The sequence below is a fragment of the Sporosarcina sp. resist genome (assembly GCF_014302295.1).
Classification (GTDB): Bacteria; Bacillota; Bacilli; order Bacillales_A; family Planococcaceae; genus Sporosarcina; species Sporosarcina psychrophila.
Genome location: NZ_CP060287.1, coordinates 552,242 through 567,412, shown reverse-complemented (window position 1 = coordinate 567,412; position 15,171 = coordinate 552,242). Strand labels below are relative to the sequence as shown.

Annotated in this window: 12 protein-coding genes and 1 riboswitch; of the genes, 3 read left to right on the top strand and 9 right to left on the bottom strand. The window is 38.6% G+C overall.

Annotation, left to right across the window (positions count from 1 at the left end):
• Nucleotides 1-89: 89 nt before the first annotated feature.
• Nucleotides 90-2,384, bottom strand: coding sequence for a 5-methyltetrahydropteroyltriglutamate--homocysteine S-methyltransferase (metE, locus tag H7992_RS02810; protein ID WP_187046580.1), 2,295 nt, complete (start codon nt 2,382-2,384; stop codon nt 90-92).
• 45 nt (nt 2,385-2,429) lie between these two features.
• On the bottom strand, nt 2,430-4,301 hold the full coding sequence (locus H7992_RS02805) for a bifunctional homocysteine S-methyltransferase/methylenetetrahydrofolate reductase (RefSeq protein ID WP_067205481.1): 1,872 nt from the start codon (nt 4,299-4,301) through the stop codon (nt 2,430-2,432).
• A 159-nt stretch (nt 4,302-4,460) separates the two neighbouring features.
• A riboswitch (SAM riboswitch) is annotated at nt 4,461-4,569 on the bottom strand.
• A 439-nt stretch (nt 4,570-5,008) separates the two neighbouring features.
• Between H7992_RS02805 and H7992_RS02800 the strand changes: the two genes are divergently transcribed.
• Nucleotides 5,009-5,206 carry a hypothetical protein gene (locus H7992_RS02800; protein WP_197485359.1) on the top strand — a complete coding sequence of 66 codons (198 nt, stop codon included), beginning with the start codon at nt 5,009-5,011 and terminating at the stop codon, nt 5,204-5,206.
• A 267-nt stretch (nt 5,207-5,473) separates the two neighbouring features.
• Here H7992_RS02800 and H7992_RS02795 read toward each other — a convergent pair whose 3' ends face one another.
• Entirely contained in the window at nt 5,474-6,430 is a 957-nt protein-coding gene (locus tag H7992_RS02795) for an ABC transporter substrate-binding protein (protein WP_067205476.1), read from the bottom strand.
• 112 nt (nt 6,431-6,542) lie between these two features.
• Between H7992_RS02795 and H7992_RS02790 the strand changes: the two genes are divergently transcribed.
• Complete coding sequence (locus H7992_RS02790) at nt 6,543-7,541, top strand: FecCD family ABC transporter permease (protein WP_067205474.1); 999 nt, start codon at nt 6,543-6,545, stop codon at nt 7,539-7,541.
• Nucleotides 7,538-8,590: a FecCD family ABC transporter permease gene (locus tag H7992_RS02785; protein ID WP_187046579.1), complete on the top strand. Its 1,053-nt coding sequence runs from the start codon at nt 7,538-7,540 to the stop codon at nt 8,588-8,590. The genes H7992_RS02790 and H7992_RS02785 overlap by 4 nt, the downstream gene beginning before the upstream one ends.
• Nucleotides 8,591-9,153: 563 nt before the next feature.
• Here H7992_RS02785 and gntK read toward each other — a convergent pair.
• The 6 genes from gntK to H7992_RS02755 all read right to left on the bottom strand — a co-directional run bounded on the left by gntK (nt 9,154) and on the right by H7992_RS02755 (nt 15,006).
• Nucleotides 9,154-10,698, bottom strand: coding sequence for a gluconokinase (gntK, locus tag H7992_RS02780; RefSeq protein ID WP_067205469.1), 1,545 nt, complete (start codon nt 10,696-10,698; stop codon nt 9,154-9,156).
• Nucleotides 10,699-10,700: 2 nt separating this feature from the next.
• Nucleotides 10,701-11,423: a GntR family transcriptional regulator gene (locus tag H7992_RS02775; protein ID WP_067205466.1), complete on the bottom strand. Its 723-nt coding sequence runs from the start codon at nt 11,421-11,423 to the stop codon at nt 10,701-10,703.
• Between the two features lie 320 nt (nt 11,424-11,743).
• A complete protein-coding gene (locus tag H7992_RS02770) occupies nt 11,744-13,216 on the bottom strand; it encodes a coiled-coil domain-containing protein (protein WP_187046578.1) in 1,473 nt (490 codons plus the stop codon).
• A 54-nt stretch (nt 13,217-13,270) separates the two neighbouring features.
• On the bottom strand, nt 13,271-13,567 hold the full coding sequence (locus H7992_RS02765) for a hypothetical protein (protein ID WP_187046577.1): 297 nt from the start codon (nt 13,565-13,567) through the stop codon (nt 13,271-13,273).
• A complete protein-coding gene (locus tag H7992_RS02760) occupies nt 13,560-14,135 on the bottom strand; it encodes a hypothetical protein (RefSeq protein ID WP_067205459.1) in 576 nt (191 codons plus the stop codon). Before H7992_RS02760 ends, H7992_RS02765 begins: the two co-directional genes overlap by 8 nt.
• Nucleotides 14,136-14,322: 187 nt before the next feature.
• Complete coding sequence (locus H7992_RS02755) at nt 14,323-15,006, bottom strand: BMQ_0737 family morphogenetic spore coat protein (RefSeq protein ID WP_067205457.1); 684 nt, start codon at nt 15,004-15,006, stop codon at nt 14,323-14,325.
• Between the last annotated feature and the right edge of the window lie 165 nt (nt 15,007-15,171).

Sequence of the window (15,171 nt, the reverse complement as noted above, 5' to 3'; positions counted from 1 at the left end):
CATATGAATACATGTAATAACAAAGCAATGGTGCCTTACTGAGGTAGCCTAAGCGGATTTGAAATGAATCTTCATTTCAACTTAAATAATTAATTCTTAAGCGTAGCCAATTGACTTTCTCTAACTTCTTTCGCCGCTTCAACCATGATTTTCAAAGCGCCAATTGTCTCTTCTTCTTTTCTTGTTTTCAAGCCACAATCCGGATTAATCCAAAATTGTTTTGGATTAATTGTTTTGAGTGCACGATTAATATTTTGTTTCATTTCTTCCTTGCTTGGAACACGTGGACTGTGGATGTCATAAACGCCTAAGCCAATTTCTTTATCATACGTATTGTTCTCAAATGCAGCGATAATTTCGCCATGACTTCTTGACGTTTCGATTGAAATAACATCTGCATCCAGCGCGCTAATGGATTTGATAATACCGCTGAATTCCGAGTAACACATATGCGTATGAATTTGCGTGTCATTTTCAACAGAAGAAGTTGCCAATTTGAATGCATAGACAGCAGCATCTAAGTAACTTTCACGTTTATCTTGATCCAACGGTAAACCTTCTCGAAGCGCAGGTTCATCTACCTGAATCATGCGAATACCGTTCTTTTCAAGCTCTTCAATTTCTTTACGAAGTGCAAATGCAATTTGGTTCAATACGTCGAAACGTGGAATGTCATCTCGGACAAAGGACCAATTCAAAATCGTTACAGGGCCCGTCAGCATACCTTTTACAGGCTTCGTCGTTAACGTTTGAGCATATACACTTTCTTTCACAGTAATTGGTTCACTAAACGCAACATCACCTAAAATGAGTGGTGGCTTGACGCAACGCGAACCATAAGACTGAACCCAGCCAAACTGTGATACTGCAAATCCTTCGAACTTTTCACCGAAGTATTCAACCATATCTGTTCTTTCAAATTCACCATGGACCAAAACATCAATGCCGATGTCTTCTTGAATTTCAATCCATTTGTCAATCTGATCTTTGATAAATTGCTCGTAGGCCTCGTTTGTAATTTCTCCTTTACGCCATTTAGATCTTGTCTGTCTTACTTCTGGCGTCTGCGGTAAACTCCCGATTGTCGTTGTCGGCAGAAGAGGCAAATTAAAACGTTTTTGCTGCTCGATAATTCGTTTCGCAAATGGCAATGAGCGATTTACATCTTGCTCAGTTAGATTTTCAATCGTTTCTTTCACTTCAACGTTTTGCCGATACTTCGAGTTATTTAGACGAGCAAGTGCGTTCTTGCTCTCCTCAAGTCCTGTCGCAATCGTTTCAGTTCCATCGTGAATCCCCCGACTAAGGAGCACAATTTCAGCAAGCTTCTGATCAGCGAATGACAGACCGCCTTTAATAATTGGATCCAATTTCTCTTCAGTTTCCGTACTGACAGGAACATGAAGAAGTGAAGAGGAAGGTTGAACAATCAAACGGCTTTTATCAACATGTAACTGAATTTCTTCTAATAGTGTTACTTTTTTATCCAGATCCGCTCTCCACACATTTCTACCATCAATGACACCCGCCGCAAGTACTTTGTCTTGAGGGAAACCATATTTTTGTAGCAATTCAAGCGAATCGCCATGAACAAAGTCTAAACCAAATCCGTGTACCGGCAGCGCAACAACCGCTTCATAATTAGCTACTTTTTCAAAATAAGTTTGTAGGATAATCTTTAATTGTGGCACTGCTTCATGAATTGCTGCGTATGCCTGTTGCACATGTTGGAAATCCTCTTCTGTCAACTTACTTGTAAGAATCGGCTCATCAATCTGAACCCACTCAACGCCTGCCACTACAAGCTCTTTCAATACTTCAATGTACAACGGCGTAAACTGTTGCAATAAAGTAGAAAAATTCTCTTCGCCAAAAGATTTTGCCAGTTTAATATATGTAACTGGGCCTAGGATAACCGGCTTGCCATCAATACCCAGCTTTTCTTTTGCTTCCTTATAAAAAGCGAGCGGGCGGTTCTCTACTAATTGCGGCGTTACACCTTCTAGTTCCGGAACAATATAGTGATAATTTGTATTAAACCATTTTGTCATCTCTGAGGCAACCGCATCTTTAGTTCCACGCGCAATTGCAAAGTATGTTTCCAAAGGTACTTTACCACCCGCATACTCGAAGCGTTTTGGTACGACACCAAACATAATAGATGTGTCCAGCACATGGTCGTATAATGAAAAATCTCCAACCGGAATTAGATCAACACCGAATTCTTTTTGTTTCTGTAGACTTTCTAAACGAAGCGTTTCCGTTGTTTTCAGTAGCTGTTCTTCTGATGTTGCCCCATTCCAAAAACTTTCCAACGCCCTTTTCCATTCACGTTTTCCACCGATTCTTGGATATCCACTAGTTGAACTTTGTACTTTTACCATTGTATGTTAGCCCCTTTATTTTTTATTGTATTTTTTCAACCTGTTTTAATACACGATACTCTCGGTTTGGACCACCTCCCTTGCTACAATCACGTCCACTTTACCGTGTATATACTCCGTCAAATTCACAGTCATGTCATAGCGCATAAAGGGAGTGATTAAATAGATGCCATGAAAATGCTCCAGCGCCACATCGATCAATTCTTTCGAAACCTCTAAACCTTCTTTCGTAGACTGCTCACGATTACCATCAGATAAAGCCATTCTTGCACGTACTTGATCCGTCAACTTAATGCCTGGTACCTCATTGTGTAGAAATTCGGCATTTTGCGATGAGGTCAGCGGCATAATTCCGATATAAATTGGCGTCTCAATATGTTTTGTTGCCTCGTATACTTCTATTATCTTCTCCGTGCTATAGATAGGCTGGGTAATAAAATAGTCGGCTCCTGCTTCTATTTTTTTCTCTAATCTCTCCACAGCACGATCTAAATGACGCACGTTCGGATTAAAGGCCGCTGCCACAGTAAAGGATGTTTTCTGTTGCAATGACTTTCCAGACTTTGAAATGCCCTCATTGAATTGCTTTATGAGTTGAATCAATTCAAAGGATGTCACATCGAAAACGGATGTTGCTCCGGGGAAATCACCAATTTTCGTAGGGTCCCCCGTAATCGCTAGCAATTCAGTAATACCCAGTGTGTGTAATCCCATGAGATGTGACTGTAATCCAATTAGATTGCGATCTCGGCATGTAATATGGACCAAAGGTGTTGCACCAATCTTTTGTTTAACAAGAGAAGCCATTGAAGCGTTGCAAATTCTTGGCGTCGCTAGGGAATTATCAGCCAGTGTAATGGCATCCACGCCTGCATCCTTTAACGCCTGAGCCCCCTCAAAGAACTTGCCCGTGTTTAAATGTTTGGGCGCATCAAGTTCAACAATTATCGAATGTCTTTTTCTCACTGTTTCAAGCAATGTTGGGGGTTGAGATTCCTTCAATTCAGACTCCACAACCTCTGTCTTTACCTCCTTCTTCTTAACAAGCTTTTCTTGAATTGGTTCCCGAATTGTAAGTCCTTTCACTAGGGCCCTAATATGTTCTGGCGTCGTCCCACAACATCCTCCTATTAAACTAACTCCTGCCTTCCGAAAACTCAGTGCGAACTTCTCGAAATATTCAGGCTCATTTTCGTAAAAAAGTTTCCCATCCTTATATCCTGGATAACTAGCATTCGGATACACCGAAAGTAAAGCACGCTTCATCAACGGCACAGTTTCTAGAGACTTCAGCATATGGTGAGGGCCAAGGCGACAGTTAATGCCTACTATATCTGCACCTAAATCCTCCAACTGCTGTAAGGCATCTATGAGCTCTATCCCATTTTGGAGCACCCCCGCCTCATGCATTGAAACATTCGTAATAATCGGGATATCTGTCTCCTCACGTGCAATTTTGAGCACGGTTGTTAATTCATCAAAATCGTAATAAGTTTCTAAAAGTAGGCCGTCCACTCCCTCAAGAAGTAAGCAATATAGTTGTTCCCTAAAACTGCGCTTGATTTCATCCTTTGTTCCAATGGATGTTCGAGATCCATGAATACCCCCGATAGTTCCAAGGACGAACGTATTTTTACCCGCTGCGTTTTTCGCAATTTGAACTGCGGCTTTATTTATCTTTTTTACACTGTCCTCTAACCCATGACGTGCTAACTTGATATAATTCGCACCATACGTATTAGTTTGAATAATATCCGCACCTGCCTCTATATAGGCTTGGTGGATGCGAAGCACTTGATCTGGATGTGTCAAGTTCAGCTCTTCAAAACAAAGATCCACACCGTGAGAATAAAGTAGAGTTCCCATTGCACCATCACCGATCAAAATTCGTTCTTTCATAGTATCTAGTAAATTCACGACTATCACTTGCTCCTTTCACTTTCCCAAAGTCCCGTTCCGGAAACTCTCTTCATCATTCTTCAAAATATGTTACTTAATGGGAAAATTAGTTAAAATAAAAAGAGCCTCTTCCTATGTTGAATAAAGGAAGTAGACTCTAAATCTGAATAAGTCTTCTCCTCATCTACCAAGTCGTGTTATCAACTTGCTGGAATTAGCACCATGCCATAAAATGGCGGTTGCTGAGGTGTCATCGGGCCAGTCCCTATACCTCTCTAGATAAGAAAAACTATTAAATTGGATTTGCTTAGTTACGTTATTACAGACTTTACATCATTGTTGGAAAATTAGCAACACCTTTTTGGAAAGTAATTAATTTATTTCACAGATTCAGACTATTGCTTGTCACTTTAAACAACATAGTTGCTAAACAGCCTTTCGCCATCCTTCATTTAAATTCTTACGTCCCTCTTAGCTTAAATAGGTCAATCAAGGTACCAATAAGTCACTTCTGTCAATTGATCCTTTTCCAGAATTGATTGCGTAACCCGCCGCTCTTGCTCCCCCATCCTAAGTGAGCTAAATGCACATAATAATAATATTAATAATGAGTCCATTAACCACTGTCCCCTCTGTAACCCTGCATATAATAAACTATAAGAACAATAACGAACGACCCGTTTACTCAGTTGTTGTTCCCATCAAATTGAAGGGAGGTCATTGACTTGAAAACTTCCTTGGGCATCTGGATTGGTTGGTTAGCAATAATTTTAGCGGCTATAGGGTTCTTTTATGCTCCTTATTGGTTAGGTGGTGGCGCACTCGTTTTAGGCTTAGTCTGTTTAGCTTCTCCACAAAAAGCATTGGCATGGATTTCAATCCTGCTTGGAGCCATCGTATTATTAATCACGATGTTCCAGTAGCCGGATAATTAATGATACTTCAAGGTATGTTTGGGCTCCTACCATACATACCTTTTTTATTTGATTTGTATGCTTACGATTTACTAGTTAGTTTTTTGCAGTTCGGCCACATCAGAACACCAAAACGTCGTTTGTGATAAAGTATCCTAAAGAAGACGCAGCTGAACAGTAAATTATGTATAAAAAAACAGCCCAGTGAAGCGAGTAAATATCGCATCATCGGGCTGTTTTCTGTTTTCATCTTTTTATTATTTCATTCCATTTAAATTACTTTTTCAAGAAATACTCCTCAATATCATCCAGCATTAAGTTCGCTGCTAATACACCACCAGCAGTGTTCCAAATGATGTCATTTACTTGTGAGACGTTTCCACTTTTCGCGACATTTAGATTTTTAAATAATGGATCCTCAATCCAGTCGTTTGTAAGCTTCGTAGCTTCGTTATCTCCAGTTTCATAAGTGAAGTAAAAGAGCACATCGCCATCCATAGCTGGAATACGTTCTTTCGTGAGGCCTTTTTCAGCAAAATCGTCCACATCTTGTCCATCTGCGCGCGCAAATCCAAGTTGATCTAGAATCACACCCGAGAAGGAATCTTTATGGTAAATGCGTACATCTCCCGCCATAAAGCGAACCATTGATATTTTTTTATTTGTTTGATCCCCTAATTCAGTCTTGATTGTTTCAACGCGATTATTGTATGCACCTAATACCTCGTTACCTTTTTCTTCTTGATTTACTGCTTTCGCATATAATTTAAAGTTTTCCTGCCAATCCCCGCGAAGCGTTTCTGCAAAAACAGTTGGGGCAATTTTGCTTAACTGTTCGTAAACTGCTTCGTGACGCATTTTATTCCCAATGATCAGATCTGGTTTTAAAGATGCTATCTTTTCTAAACTTGGTTCTGATTCAATACCCACAGATTCAGTACCTGTCATGTCCATATGATCATACCAAATTTTCTCAGCGGGTGATTGAACTGCACCTACAGGTTGAATTCCCATTGATAGAAGGGCTTCAGCACCTTCGTTTGTTAAGATTACAATGCGTTTTGGTGTTCCTTTTACATCTGTACTTCCCATTGCATGATCGACAGTATATGTTTCTACATCAGCTGGTTGTGCACTTTCACCTGAATCTTTTGACTCCTTAGTAGCCCCACAAGCCGCTAATACAAGAATACTCATAATAAGTATGAGGGATGATATTTTTCGCATGTACATTATTTCCTCCTGTTAATTGAGAATGAAAATCATTTACACTTAGTATGCTATATGCTAATATATTTCATGTCAACAGTGAATTGAAAATAATTCTCAATGAAGTGAGGAAGTCATGATACATACATCAAGGGGTAAGTGGATTGCTCTTATCGTAAGTAGTTTAGTTTTCATTCTTTGTTTTTTTTCTAGTATTGTATACGGCTATACAGATACAAGCTGGTCCACTGCCTTTTCCGCATTTAAAGAAAATGACGGATCAACTGAACATCTTGTCATTCAAAATGTACGCTTACCACGTGCATTAATTGCTGCAGCTGTTGGAGCTTGTTTAGCCACTTCAGGTGCAATTATGCAATCCATAACGAAAAATCCATTAGCCTCTCCAAGTATTCTAGGTATTAATGCTGGTGCTGTTTTCTTTGTCGTAATTGGGGTTGTGTTCTTCCAAGTACAAAGCCTCCAATCTTATATGATGTTCGGATTAGTCGGAGCGGCCGTTTCCTTCGGGATTGTCTTTGTTTTAAGTAGTATTGGCAGAGAAGGGTTAACGCCAATGAAGCTTATATTAGCAGGAGCAGCAGTTTCCGCTTTATTCTCATCCATGACACAAGGATTCCTAACAATTAACGAAACAGCACTCGATCAAGTATTATTTTGGCTCGCAGGTTCCGTAGCCAATCGGCCTATCGGTCTATTAATTACAGGATTGCCTTATATGGTGATTGGATTGCTGGTAGCCTTTGTTTTGGCGAAGCAAATGAACCTACTAGCAATGGGTGACGATGTTGCGTCTGGATTAGGTCAGAATGTAGTGCTATTAAAATTTGTTTTTTCTCTTATTGTAGTTGTATTAGCAGGTATTTCTGTAGCAATTGCGGGTCCTATCGGCTTCATCGGAATCATTATTCCTCATATCGTTCGATCATTCATCGGGATCCAACACCAGTGGGTATTTCCATTTTGTGCATTATACGGTGGAATTCTCTTACTCGTATCTGATATTGCAGCCCGATACATTATAATGCCCAAGGAAGTGCCGGTTGGAGTCATGACTGCATTAATCGGTGTTCCATTCTTTATTTATGTGGCAAGAAGGAGATTTGGGGCATGAAAAATAAAGTGACAGTTCGAATAGGAAATGTTGCTTCGTTTATTTTAGATAAGAAATCTTTGTTTACAACGATGATTGCAACGTTGCTTTTAGGGTTAGTAGCTATTCTATCGATGAGTTCTGGTGAGTTTTTCATTTCACCTTTAAATGTCTTAAAAGTTATTTTGGGTATTGGTGAGTCTTTTGATCAAACGATTATCTTTGAATTTCGGCTACCTCGTATTATGATGGCCATTTTAGTTGGAATCGGCTTAGCGACAGCGGGCGCCATTTTGCAAAGTGTATCTAGAAATCCTCTTGGTTCCCCAGATATCATTGGGATTACGGCAGGAGCTTCATTTGCAGTTGTATTATTTCTAGCATTGTTTTCAAATGAAAGTAATGCGCTAACAGTGAGTCAAGATTGGATGCCGTTATTTGCTTTCGGTGGTGCGATGATTACAGCCGCGATTGTGTTCACGTTATCTTGGAAAAACGGCATTGCCCCCTTCCGAATGTTACTTATAGGGATTGGAATTTCAGCATTTATGCATGCTGGAACAACCGTACTTATGCTTGTTGGACCAATCCATCAGGCGAGCCAAGCGAATATTTGGATCACTGGAAGTATCTACGGTTCAAATTGGACTGAAGTTCGAATGATTGCGATATGGATTACTATTCTTTTTTTCATCACGCTTGCCATGACGAGGGAAATGAACGTTTTAGAACTTGGTGATGATTTGGCGAAAAGTGCTGGATCCCCAGTTCAAAAGAACCGAATTATTTTCCTTTTACTTTGTGCCGCCTTGACGGGTGCCTCCGTTTCTTTTGCCGGCGGTATTGGGTTTGTTGGGTTAATCGCACCACATATTGCAAAAAGAATTGTCGGCCCTACCTTTGGTTCAATGGTAGGTTTATCCGCAATCATTGGAGCAATTCTCGTTGTTGTTGCAGACTGGATTGCTCGTGTTGCCTTTGCACCGATTGAAGTGCCTGCAGGTGTATGGACAGCCGTAATAGGGGCACCTTACTTTATCTATTTGCTTATCAAACAAAGAAGTCGATAGAAAGAGGACAAGTAAGTTTAGACAATTTCCAAATAACGCATACGACGATTCTGCACATAGATCATGTCGCTTTCCATGTTAAAGATTTTTTTATTCCCATGACAAGACAAGACACTTTAGTAGATATGAAAGAAGTTCTAGATAATTCAAATCTAGCTGTCACTAACTCTATATTCGGAAAACGTATTGGTTTGTTGGCAGCGATTTTCACCTATGCCTATTTCCAGTCTGGAATAAAATACAGAGTGCGCTAGAATTGTGGCAATGGTCCCTGGAGGCTACATGGGATGTTTGGGGCTAGCGGACTTCACGTTTTTGTTTTTGGCTCCACCATCTCTTCTTCGTTCAATAGGGCAGCTTTGATATGCAATAAACAATAAAAAATGATCTTTCGTAAGTTCAATGTGAACTCATGAAAGATCATTTTTTATTACTTAATTAAAGATGGAAATGACATGCCCTACAACTTTTCTCAAACCTAATTAATAGTCTTTTTTTCTCCGAAATAATCGTTTCAAGCACCGTCCGTGTTACATTTTTTCTTTTAGGGTCAAACTTTTTTGTTACTCTTTACTTAAGCTTCTCTGATAATCTGCGATGCTTGTGTATTCCTTTTCCAATACTCTGGATAAATTAATGAATATCGGTAATAGTTTTCTATATTCTTGCACATTAGAATCCATAGGTGTGTGCTTATAAGTACTGCCAATCATTTCAGATACCACGTCAAATGATTCAATTTCCCCCGTAGCGTAAAGCCCTAAGATGCAAGCACCTAGACATGAACTTTCATAACTTTCCGGGACAATTACTTCCAAATCGAATATGTCGGCCATCATTTGGCGCCATAAATCAGACCTTGCAAAGCCACCAGTTGCTTGAATTCGGATAACTGGTTCATCCATGACTTCAATTAGTGCTAAAAATACTGTGTACAGATTATAAATCACACCTTCAAGAGCCGCCCGAATCATATGTTCTTTTTTATGTGTCATTGTTAAACCGAAAAATGAGCCGCGCACGTCAGGATTCCACAACGGTGCACGTTCACCCGCTAGGTATGGATGAAATAACAATCCATCAGATCCCGGTCTTACACGTTCAGCAATCTTCGTTAACACTTCATATGGATCAATCCCTAGTCTTTTTGCTGTTTCTACTTCTGATGATGCAAATTCATCTCTAATCCATCGAAGTACCATTCCACCATTGTTTACTGGCCCACCAATGACCCAATGTTTCTCAGTTAATGCATAGCAAAATATCCGTCCTTTCTCATCGGTTTGAGGACGGTCAATGACTGTTCGGATTGCACCACTTGTCCCAATCGTTACCGCTACTTCACCCTTACCAATTGCATTCACACCTATATTAGAAAGCACTCCATCACTTGCGCCAATGACAAATACAGTTTGTGGATCAATGCCAAGCTTACTCGCTATTCCTACGTTACAATTATTAAAAATCTCGGTTGTCGGTACAAGTTCAGATAGCTGCTCCGGCGTGACACCCGCTATCTCCAATGCTTCTTCATCCCAATTCAATCTTTCCAGATTCATCATCCCCATTGCTGAAGCCAAAGAATGATCTACAACATACCGACCAAATAATTTCTTGAAAATATATTCTTTAATGCCTATATATTTTTTAGCCTTTGTCGCTATTTCAGGACGATCATGCACAATCCAAGCAATTTTACTTAAAGGGGACATTGGGTGAATAGGTGTTCCAGTCCGTTTGTATACCTCATGCCCATTTAACTCTTCTTTTATTTTACGTGTCCAAGCTTCACTTCGATTATCTGCCCAGGTGATACACTGCGTTAGGGGCTCATCATTTTCATCCATTACAATAACGCTATGCATCGCACTACTAAATGAAATGAACAATAACTTTTCCGAAGAGATTTGAGATTTCCCCATTATGGTTGAAATTGCTTGTAATACAGCTTGATATATTTCCTCTGGATTCTGTTCAGCTGTCGAAATATCTGGTGTGTAAAGAGGATAACCGATATTCTCCTGTTGAATAATTTCACCTTTTTCTGTAAATAGAACTGCTTTAGTACTCGTTGTACCAATATCTACACCTAGCATATAGTTCGTCATAGTTATCGCTCCCTTCCTTTTTCGAGCATTTGTTGGGACATCCAAAGGTCTGCCACTTTATCTTGAACATCATCAAAGTTTTGATGCAATGCTTGAATCATGATATCTCTATCCTTTATTTTTATGGCTTCAATGTAGATTTCATGATTTTTCAATACACGTGAAAAATCATCGTATTTCTTCTCTAAACGCATTCGCATCGATAAAAGTATTAAACTTTCCATCACAGGTTTCGTATTATTCCAAATCAACATGATGTATGAATGGTCAATTGAACGAATAATCGTTTCATGAAATAAAACATCTTGATAAGAAAATTCATCTGCATCTCCATATTTAATGGCGACTTCCATCAATTCAAGTATTTTACTTAGTTCTTTCACTAATTCACTTGTATCTATTTTAACAATCCGTTCATAAACGAAGGTTTCTATCAGTAAACGAACATCGTAAATTTCCTCGATATCCTTCTCGGTTAACCCAACTACAACCGCTCCCATTCTTTCTAATCGAATAATATTTTCTGATGCCAATACTTTTAGTGCTTCCCGGATAGGAGAACGACTTACTTCAAATTCCAACGCTAATTTATTTTCCGATAAAACAGTACCCTTTTCTATCATGCCAGAAATAATCCGCATTCTAAGCTCGCACGCTAAACGCGCTCCCATGGAAGCGTTCGCAATCCATTTTTCAGGATATAGTAATTCCTTGTATTCACTCATGATTTCACTTCCCCACTTGATGCCCGATATACTTGTATACAAGTATGATAGGTCAATTGTGACGAAATGTAAACGCTTAGATTAAGGATTAACAAAGGGGGTTCATTTTTTTTGCGGGTGTTACTTTTACAAAAGACGGATTAGTGATAGCTTAATAGTCGCTATGTCCATACTCTATAATAGAACATAACAAAAAAGGCTCAGAACTTTTCGAGAAAAGGTTGAGCCTTATGGGTAATCCTATTGAGTTTCAGGTAAATATAGAACACCAAAATGCAATCTACTTTACTCGCTACCATCCTATTACACACCAATAATCGTCAAAATTCTTTTAAAACCCTCCCCTCTATACTAAAAATCTTTATTCCGTCAATTTCATCAGTAAGTTGATCTAATTTCTGTTCCAAATTATTAACAACAAGCAACTTCGCATCTAATTTCTCTTCGTAATCCAACGTTTTGGCTACTACCTCTTTTATTTGATGGTCTAAGTAGATAAGTGTTTCAGTATCAATAGTAGGTGTAGAAGAATGATAGTCCATCCCTGCTTGACTATCATTCTTCTGGTTCAATTTTATTTCTAGCATTGTAAAAGCTTCATTATGCTTTTCATGTTGTTCTTTTAAATCCGCTATTTCATGCTGGAGTTTTCCTATAGCAGTATTTTTTTCTTCTAGTTTTTTTAGTAATCGCCGTCTCACCTTTTCGAACTGGGTATGCTCTTTGTTGGCTATGGCTAACTTCTCCAGTTGCGTGTGTACTTGTTTATTTTCTCCTTGAATGAGATCCACGAGCTTATATTCAAGCTGCTCTATAGTCGTTTTATTAGTTAGATTTTTTTCTTCTATTGCAATAGCATCAATGTGCTTTTCATGTTGTTCTTTTAAATTCACTATTTCATGTTGGAGTTTTCCAATAGTCGTATTTTTTTCTTCTAGTTCTAGTAGGTATTGTTGTCTCACTTTTTCGAACTGGGTATGCTCTTTATTAGCTATGGCTAACTTCTCCAGTTGCGAGTGTACTTGTTTATTTTCTTCTTGAATGAGATCAACAAGCTTATATTCGAGCTGAGCTATAATCGTTTTATTAGTTAGATTTTTTTCTTCTATTGCAACAGCCACAGTATGCTTTTCATTTTGTTCTTTTAAATTCGATATTTCATGTTGGAGTTTTCCTATAGTATTATTTTTTTCTTCTATTTCTATTAGTAATCGTTGTCTCACTTTCTCGGACTGGGTACGCTCTTTGTTGGCTATGTCTAACTTCTCCAGTTGGGAGTGTACTTGTTTATTTGTTTCTTGAATGAGATCACCAAGCTTGTATTCGAGCTGTTCTATAGTCGTTTTATTATTAGCAAGTTTTTTATGAAGAGATGTAACTTGCCTGTCATGTTTTTTGTATCTATGTTGATCGGTATTAGCTCCGTCTTTCAATTTATTAATAACTTCAGTTAGCTGTTTGCTAATTGGTAGTAGATCTGTTTTTGTTTTCTGAAAGGAATCAATAGAAGTGATGTATCTTTTCCCTTGTAATCCTTGCAATTGGACAGATCCTTTATAATCGATAGCCCTTTTTTCAAATTCTTGATTTAACTTAACTAACTCCTCAGCCAGTTCTTTTTTTTCGTTAGTCAATTGTATATTTTCTTGCTCAAGGTTTTCTACTAATGAATAGTGATAGCTATCTTGATACTTTTTAACTTCGTATTTATATTTAGCTAATTCCGCCTTTAAAAAGATGATTATTTGTTGAAGTTGTAAGGGATCGTTATTTTTGACGTTCTCACTATTCACGTCATTCCCTCCTATCGCAGCTATTTTCCAAGCAAAAGGCTGTATCAAATGAATTTAGATTCTTTCTTTAAGTAGAGTGATGATTTCCTCAAAGTCCTCTTTGTTGGCCATAATTGCCTGTTCAAGTTCCTCTAAAATCTTCACGTCAGAATCTCCTTTTGCCTCTTTATCAGGCCGACGCTCACCATTCATCAACATATACATAATCAACATATTCAATGTGCTTTTCTCTAAATAGACAAAACTATTGTTGTTTTCCTGTTTATCTTCTGTTTGTTCGTTAAACTGATCTTTCATAATTTGACGTATTATATTCTTCATTATTAATTCTATTTCATCTGTTTTACTCATTCTCTACCCCCTCTACACGTACAGTTCCATTGAGATTGATGGGATTAATCACGGCTATTCCATCTTTCAGTTGATCACTATACGTAAATCCCATAATAGTACCTGCATATGATTCTACTGGTAACCATTTTATCTGGAAGTTTGAAAATGAAATGGTCTCATTAGGTTCAAGGGATGTTTTACCCAAAGGTTTTAGCCAAAATTCCTCTTGATTCGTTTTATCATTTATTCGTTCCCATCCACCGGCATTCTTCAATGACTGTTTGAAGTTTTCATAAACATATCGCCCGGAAAATGAAAATGGAGATTCTTCAGGAATTTTTATACACAAATAAGGATTTGTGATTGGCTGATTCCCCATATTATGTACATGGTAAGTTCCTAGGCATAAGCTCTCCTGTTCAGGATCGTGAGAAATGTTTAATGAATAAGTAAAATAGCTAATTATATTCATTCTGGCGGAATCATTGAGCTCATCTACCAGCTTTTTAATTTCATATACATATGATTTTGTTTGATGCTGAAGCTGCGTAATCTTTGTTTCCAAATCTTTGTGATTATTACTCATTATTCTCTACCCCTTTTCCATTAGAAAACTCGACTATTACCGAGCCTTTAGGTGACAGCAGAGCCCTAATTGGCTTAATAAGGTTATTCATGAGCTTATATTTTTTGACGTTACAAAAAAATGAAGGGAGGAATATCCTCCCTTCATTATATGTTTGAGGCTTACTCGTTATCACCATTAGCCGACATTAGTGGCAGCAATGTCCGGTATCAGGGAAAACAACAGAGCATTGTTGCGGGCGCAATGGTGGAGGGCACGCAGTTGGTAAATCATCTCTTGGTTCACAGTAATCAGCTAAAAATTCAACAGTTACCGGGAATGTCGATTGAATGCTTTGGCAAGTAGCTACAGAGAGATTTAAGCCAGTAATTACGATTGAACCAGCAGCAGTACCCGTTGGTACAGTGAGTGTCCCAGGAGAACACACGAAACAGTCTAGATCCGTATACGTAATTACAACGTCTGTTCCTTCAGGTGCACATAAGGTAACTTGTTCACAACGGGTAAGCGGAATAGCCGCACTTCTCAGCACCGTTCCGTTTGTTAAAGTCACGACAATTGTTACCACAAAGTTCTTACGAATGTGAAGCTGTTGAAGAAGAACAGTCTTTCCATCAATACAAAACGGGCGATTCTCACGACTTAGAATCTCGATTGGAAACGCCATAGCAGGGCTCACTTCACATGTAACTGTCGCACCAGTAAGCAGTCCTGCAGTTGCTGAAGTTGGTACTGAACCCGTTGGAGTAAAAGCAATTGGTCCCGTTGGAAGTGCAAAATCAAACGAATTTTCTTTCACAATCCAGTCGTACACCTTGTCGACATTTATACAAATTAGTTCTTTCCCATCACAATGATCTTTTCCTTGCATGTTGCAGACACCTCCAAATTTTTTATCTTTCGTTCGTAGCATATGATGTGGAAAAATCAGTGTATGGGCAAAGAAATGATTTATCGAGATATTTATTAACTTAGACACATAAAGGATGGAGGAAGGAAGTAATTAATACTAATTTAGTAGTTCAGAAAGGATATC

Bases quoted from the DNA above. Each gene is read 5' to 3' on its own strand.
- metE (WP_187046580.1), bottom strand. From the start codon at position 2,384: ATGGTAAAAGTACAAAGTTCAACTAGTGGATATCCAAGAATCGGTGGA.
- H7992_RS02795 (WP_067205476.1), bottom strand. From the start codon at position 6,430: ATGTACATGCGAAAAATATCATCCCTCATACTTATTATGAGTATTCTT.
- H7992_RS02790 (WP_067205474.1), top strand. From the start codon at position 6,543: ATGATACATACATCAAGGGGTAAGTGGATTGCTCTTATCGTAAGTAGT.
- H7992_RS02785 (WP_187046579.1), top strand. From the start codon at position 7,538: ATGAAAAATAAAGTGACAGTTCGAATAGGAAATGTTGCTTCGTTTATT.
- gntK (WP_067205469.1), bottom strand. From the start codon at position 10,698: ATGACGAACTATATGCTAGGTGTAGATATTGGTACAACGAGTACTAAA.
- H7992_RS02775 (WP_067205466.1), bottom strand. From the start codon at position 11,423: ATGAGTGAATACAAGGAATTACTATATCCTGAAAAATGGATTGCGAAC.
- H7992_RS02765 (WP_187046577.1), bottom strand. From the start codon at position 13,567: ATGAGTAAAACAGATGAAATAGAATTAATAATGAAGAATATAATACGT.
- H7992_RS02760 (WP_067205459.1), bottom strand. From the start codon at position 14,135: ATGAGTAATAATCACAAAGATTTGGAAACAAAGATTACGCAGCTTCAG.
- H7992_RS02755 (WP_067205457.1), bottom strand. From the start codon at position 15,006: ATGCAAGGAAAAGATCATTGTGATGGGAAAGAACTAATTTGTATAAAT.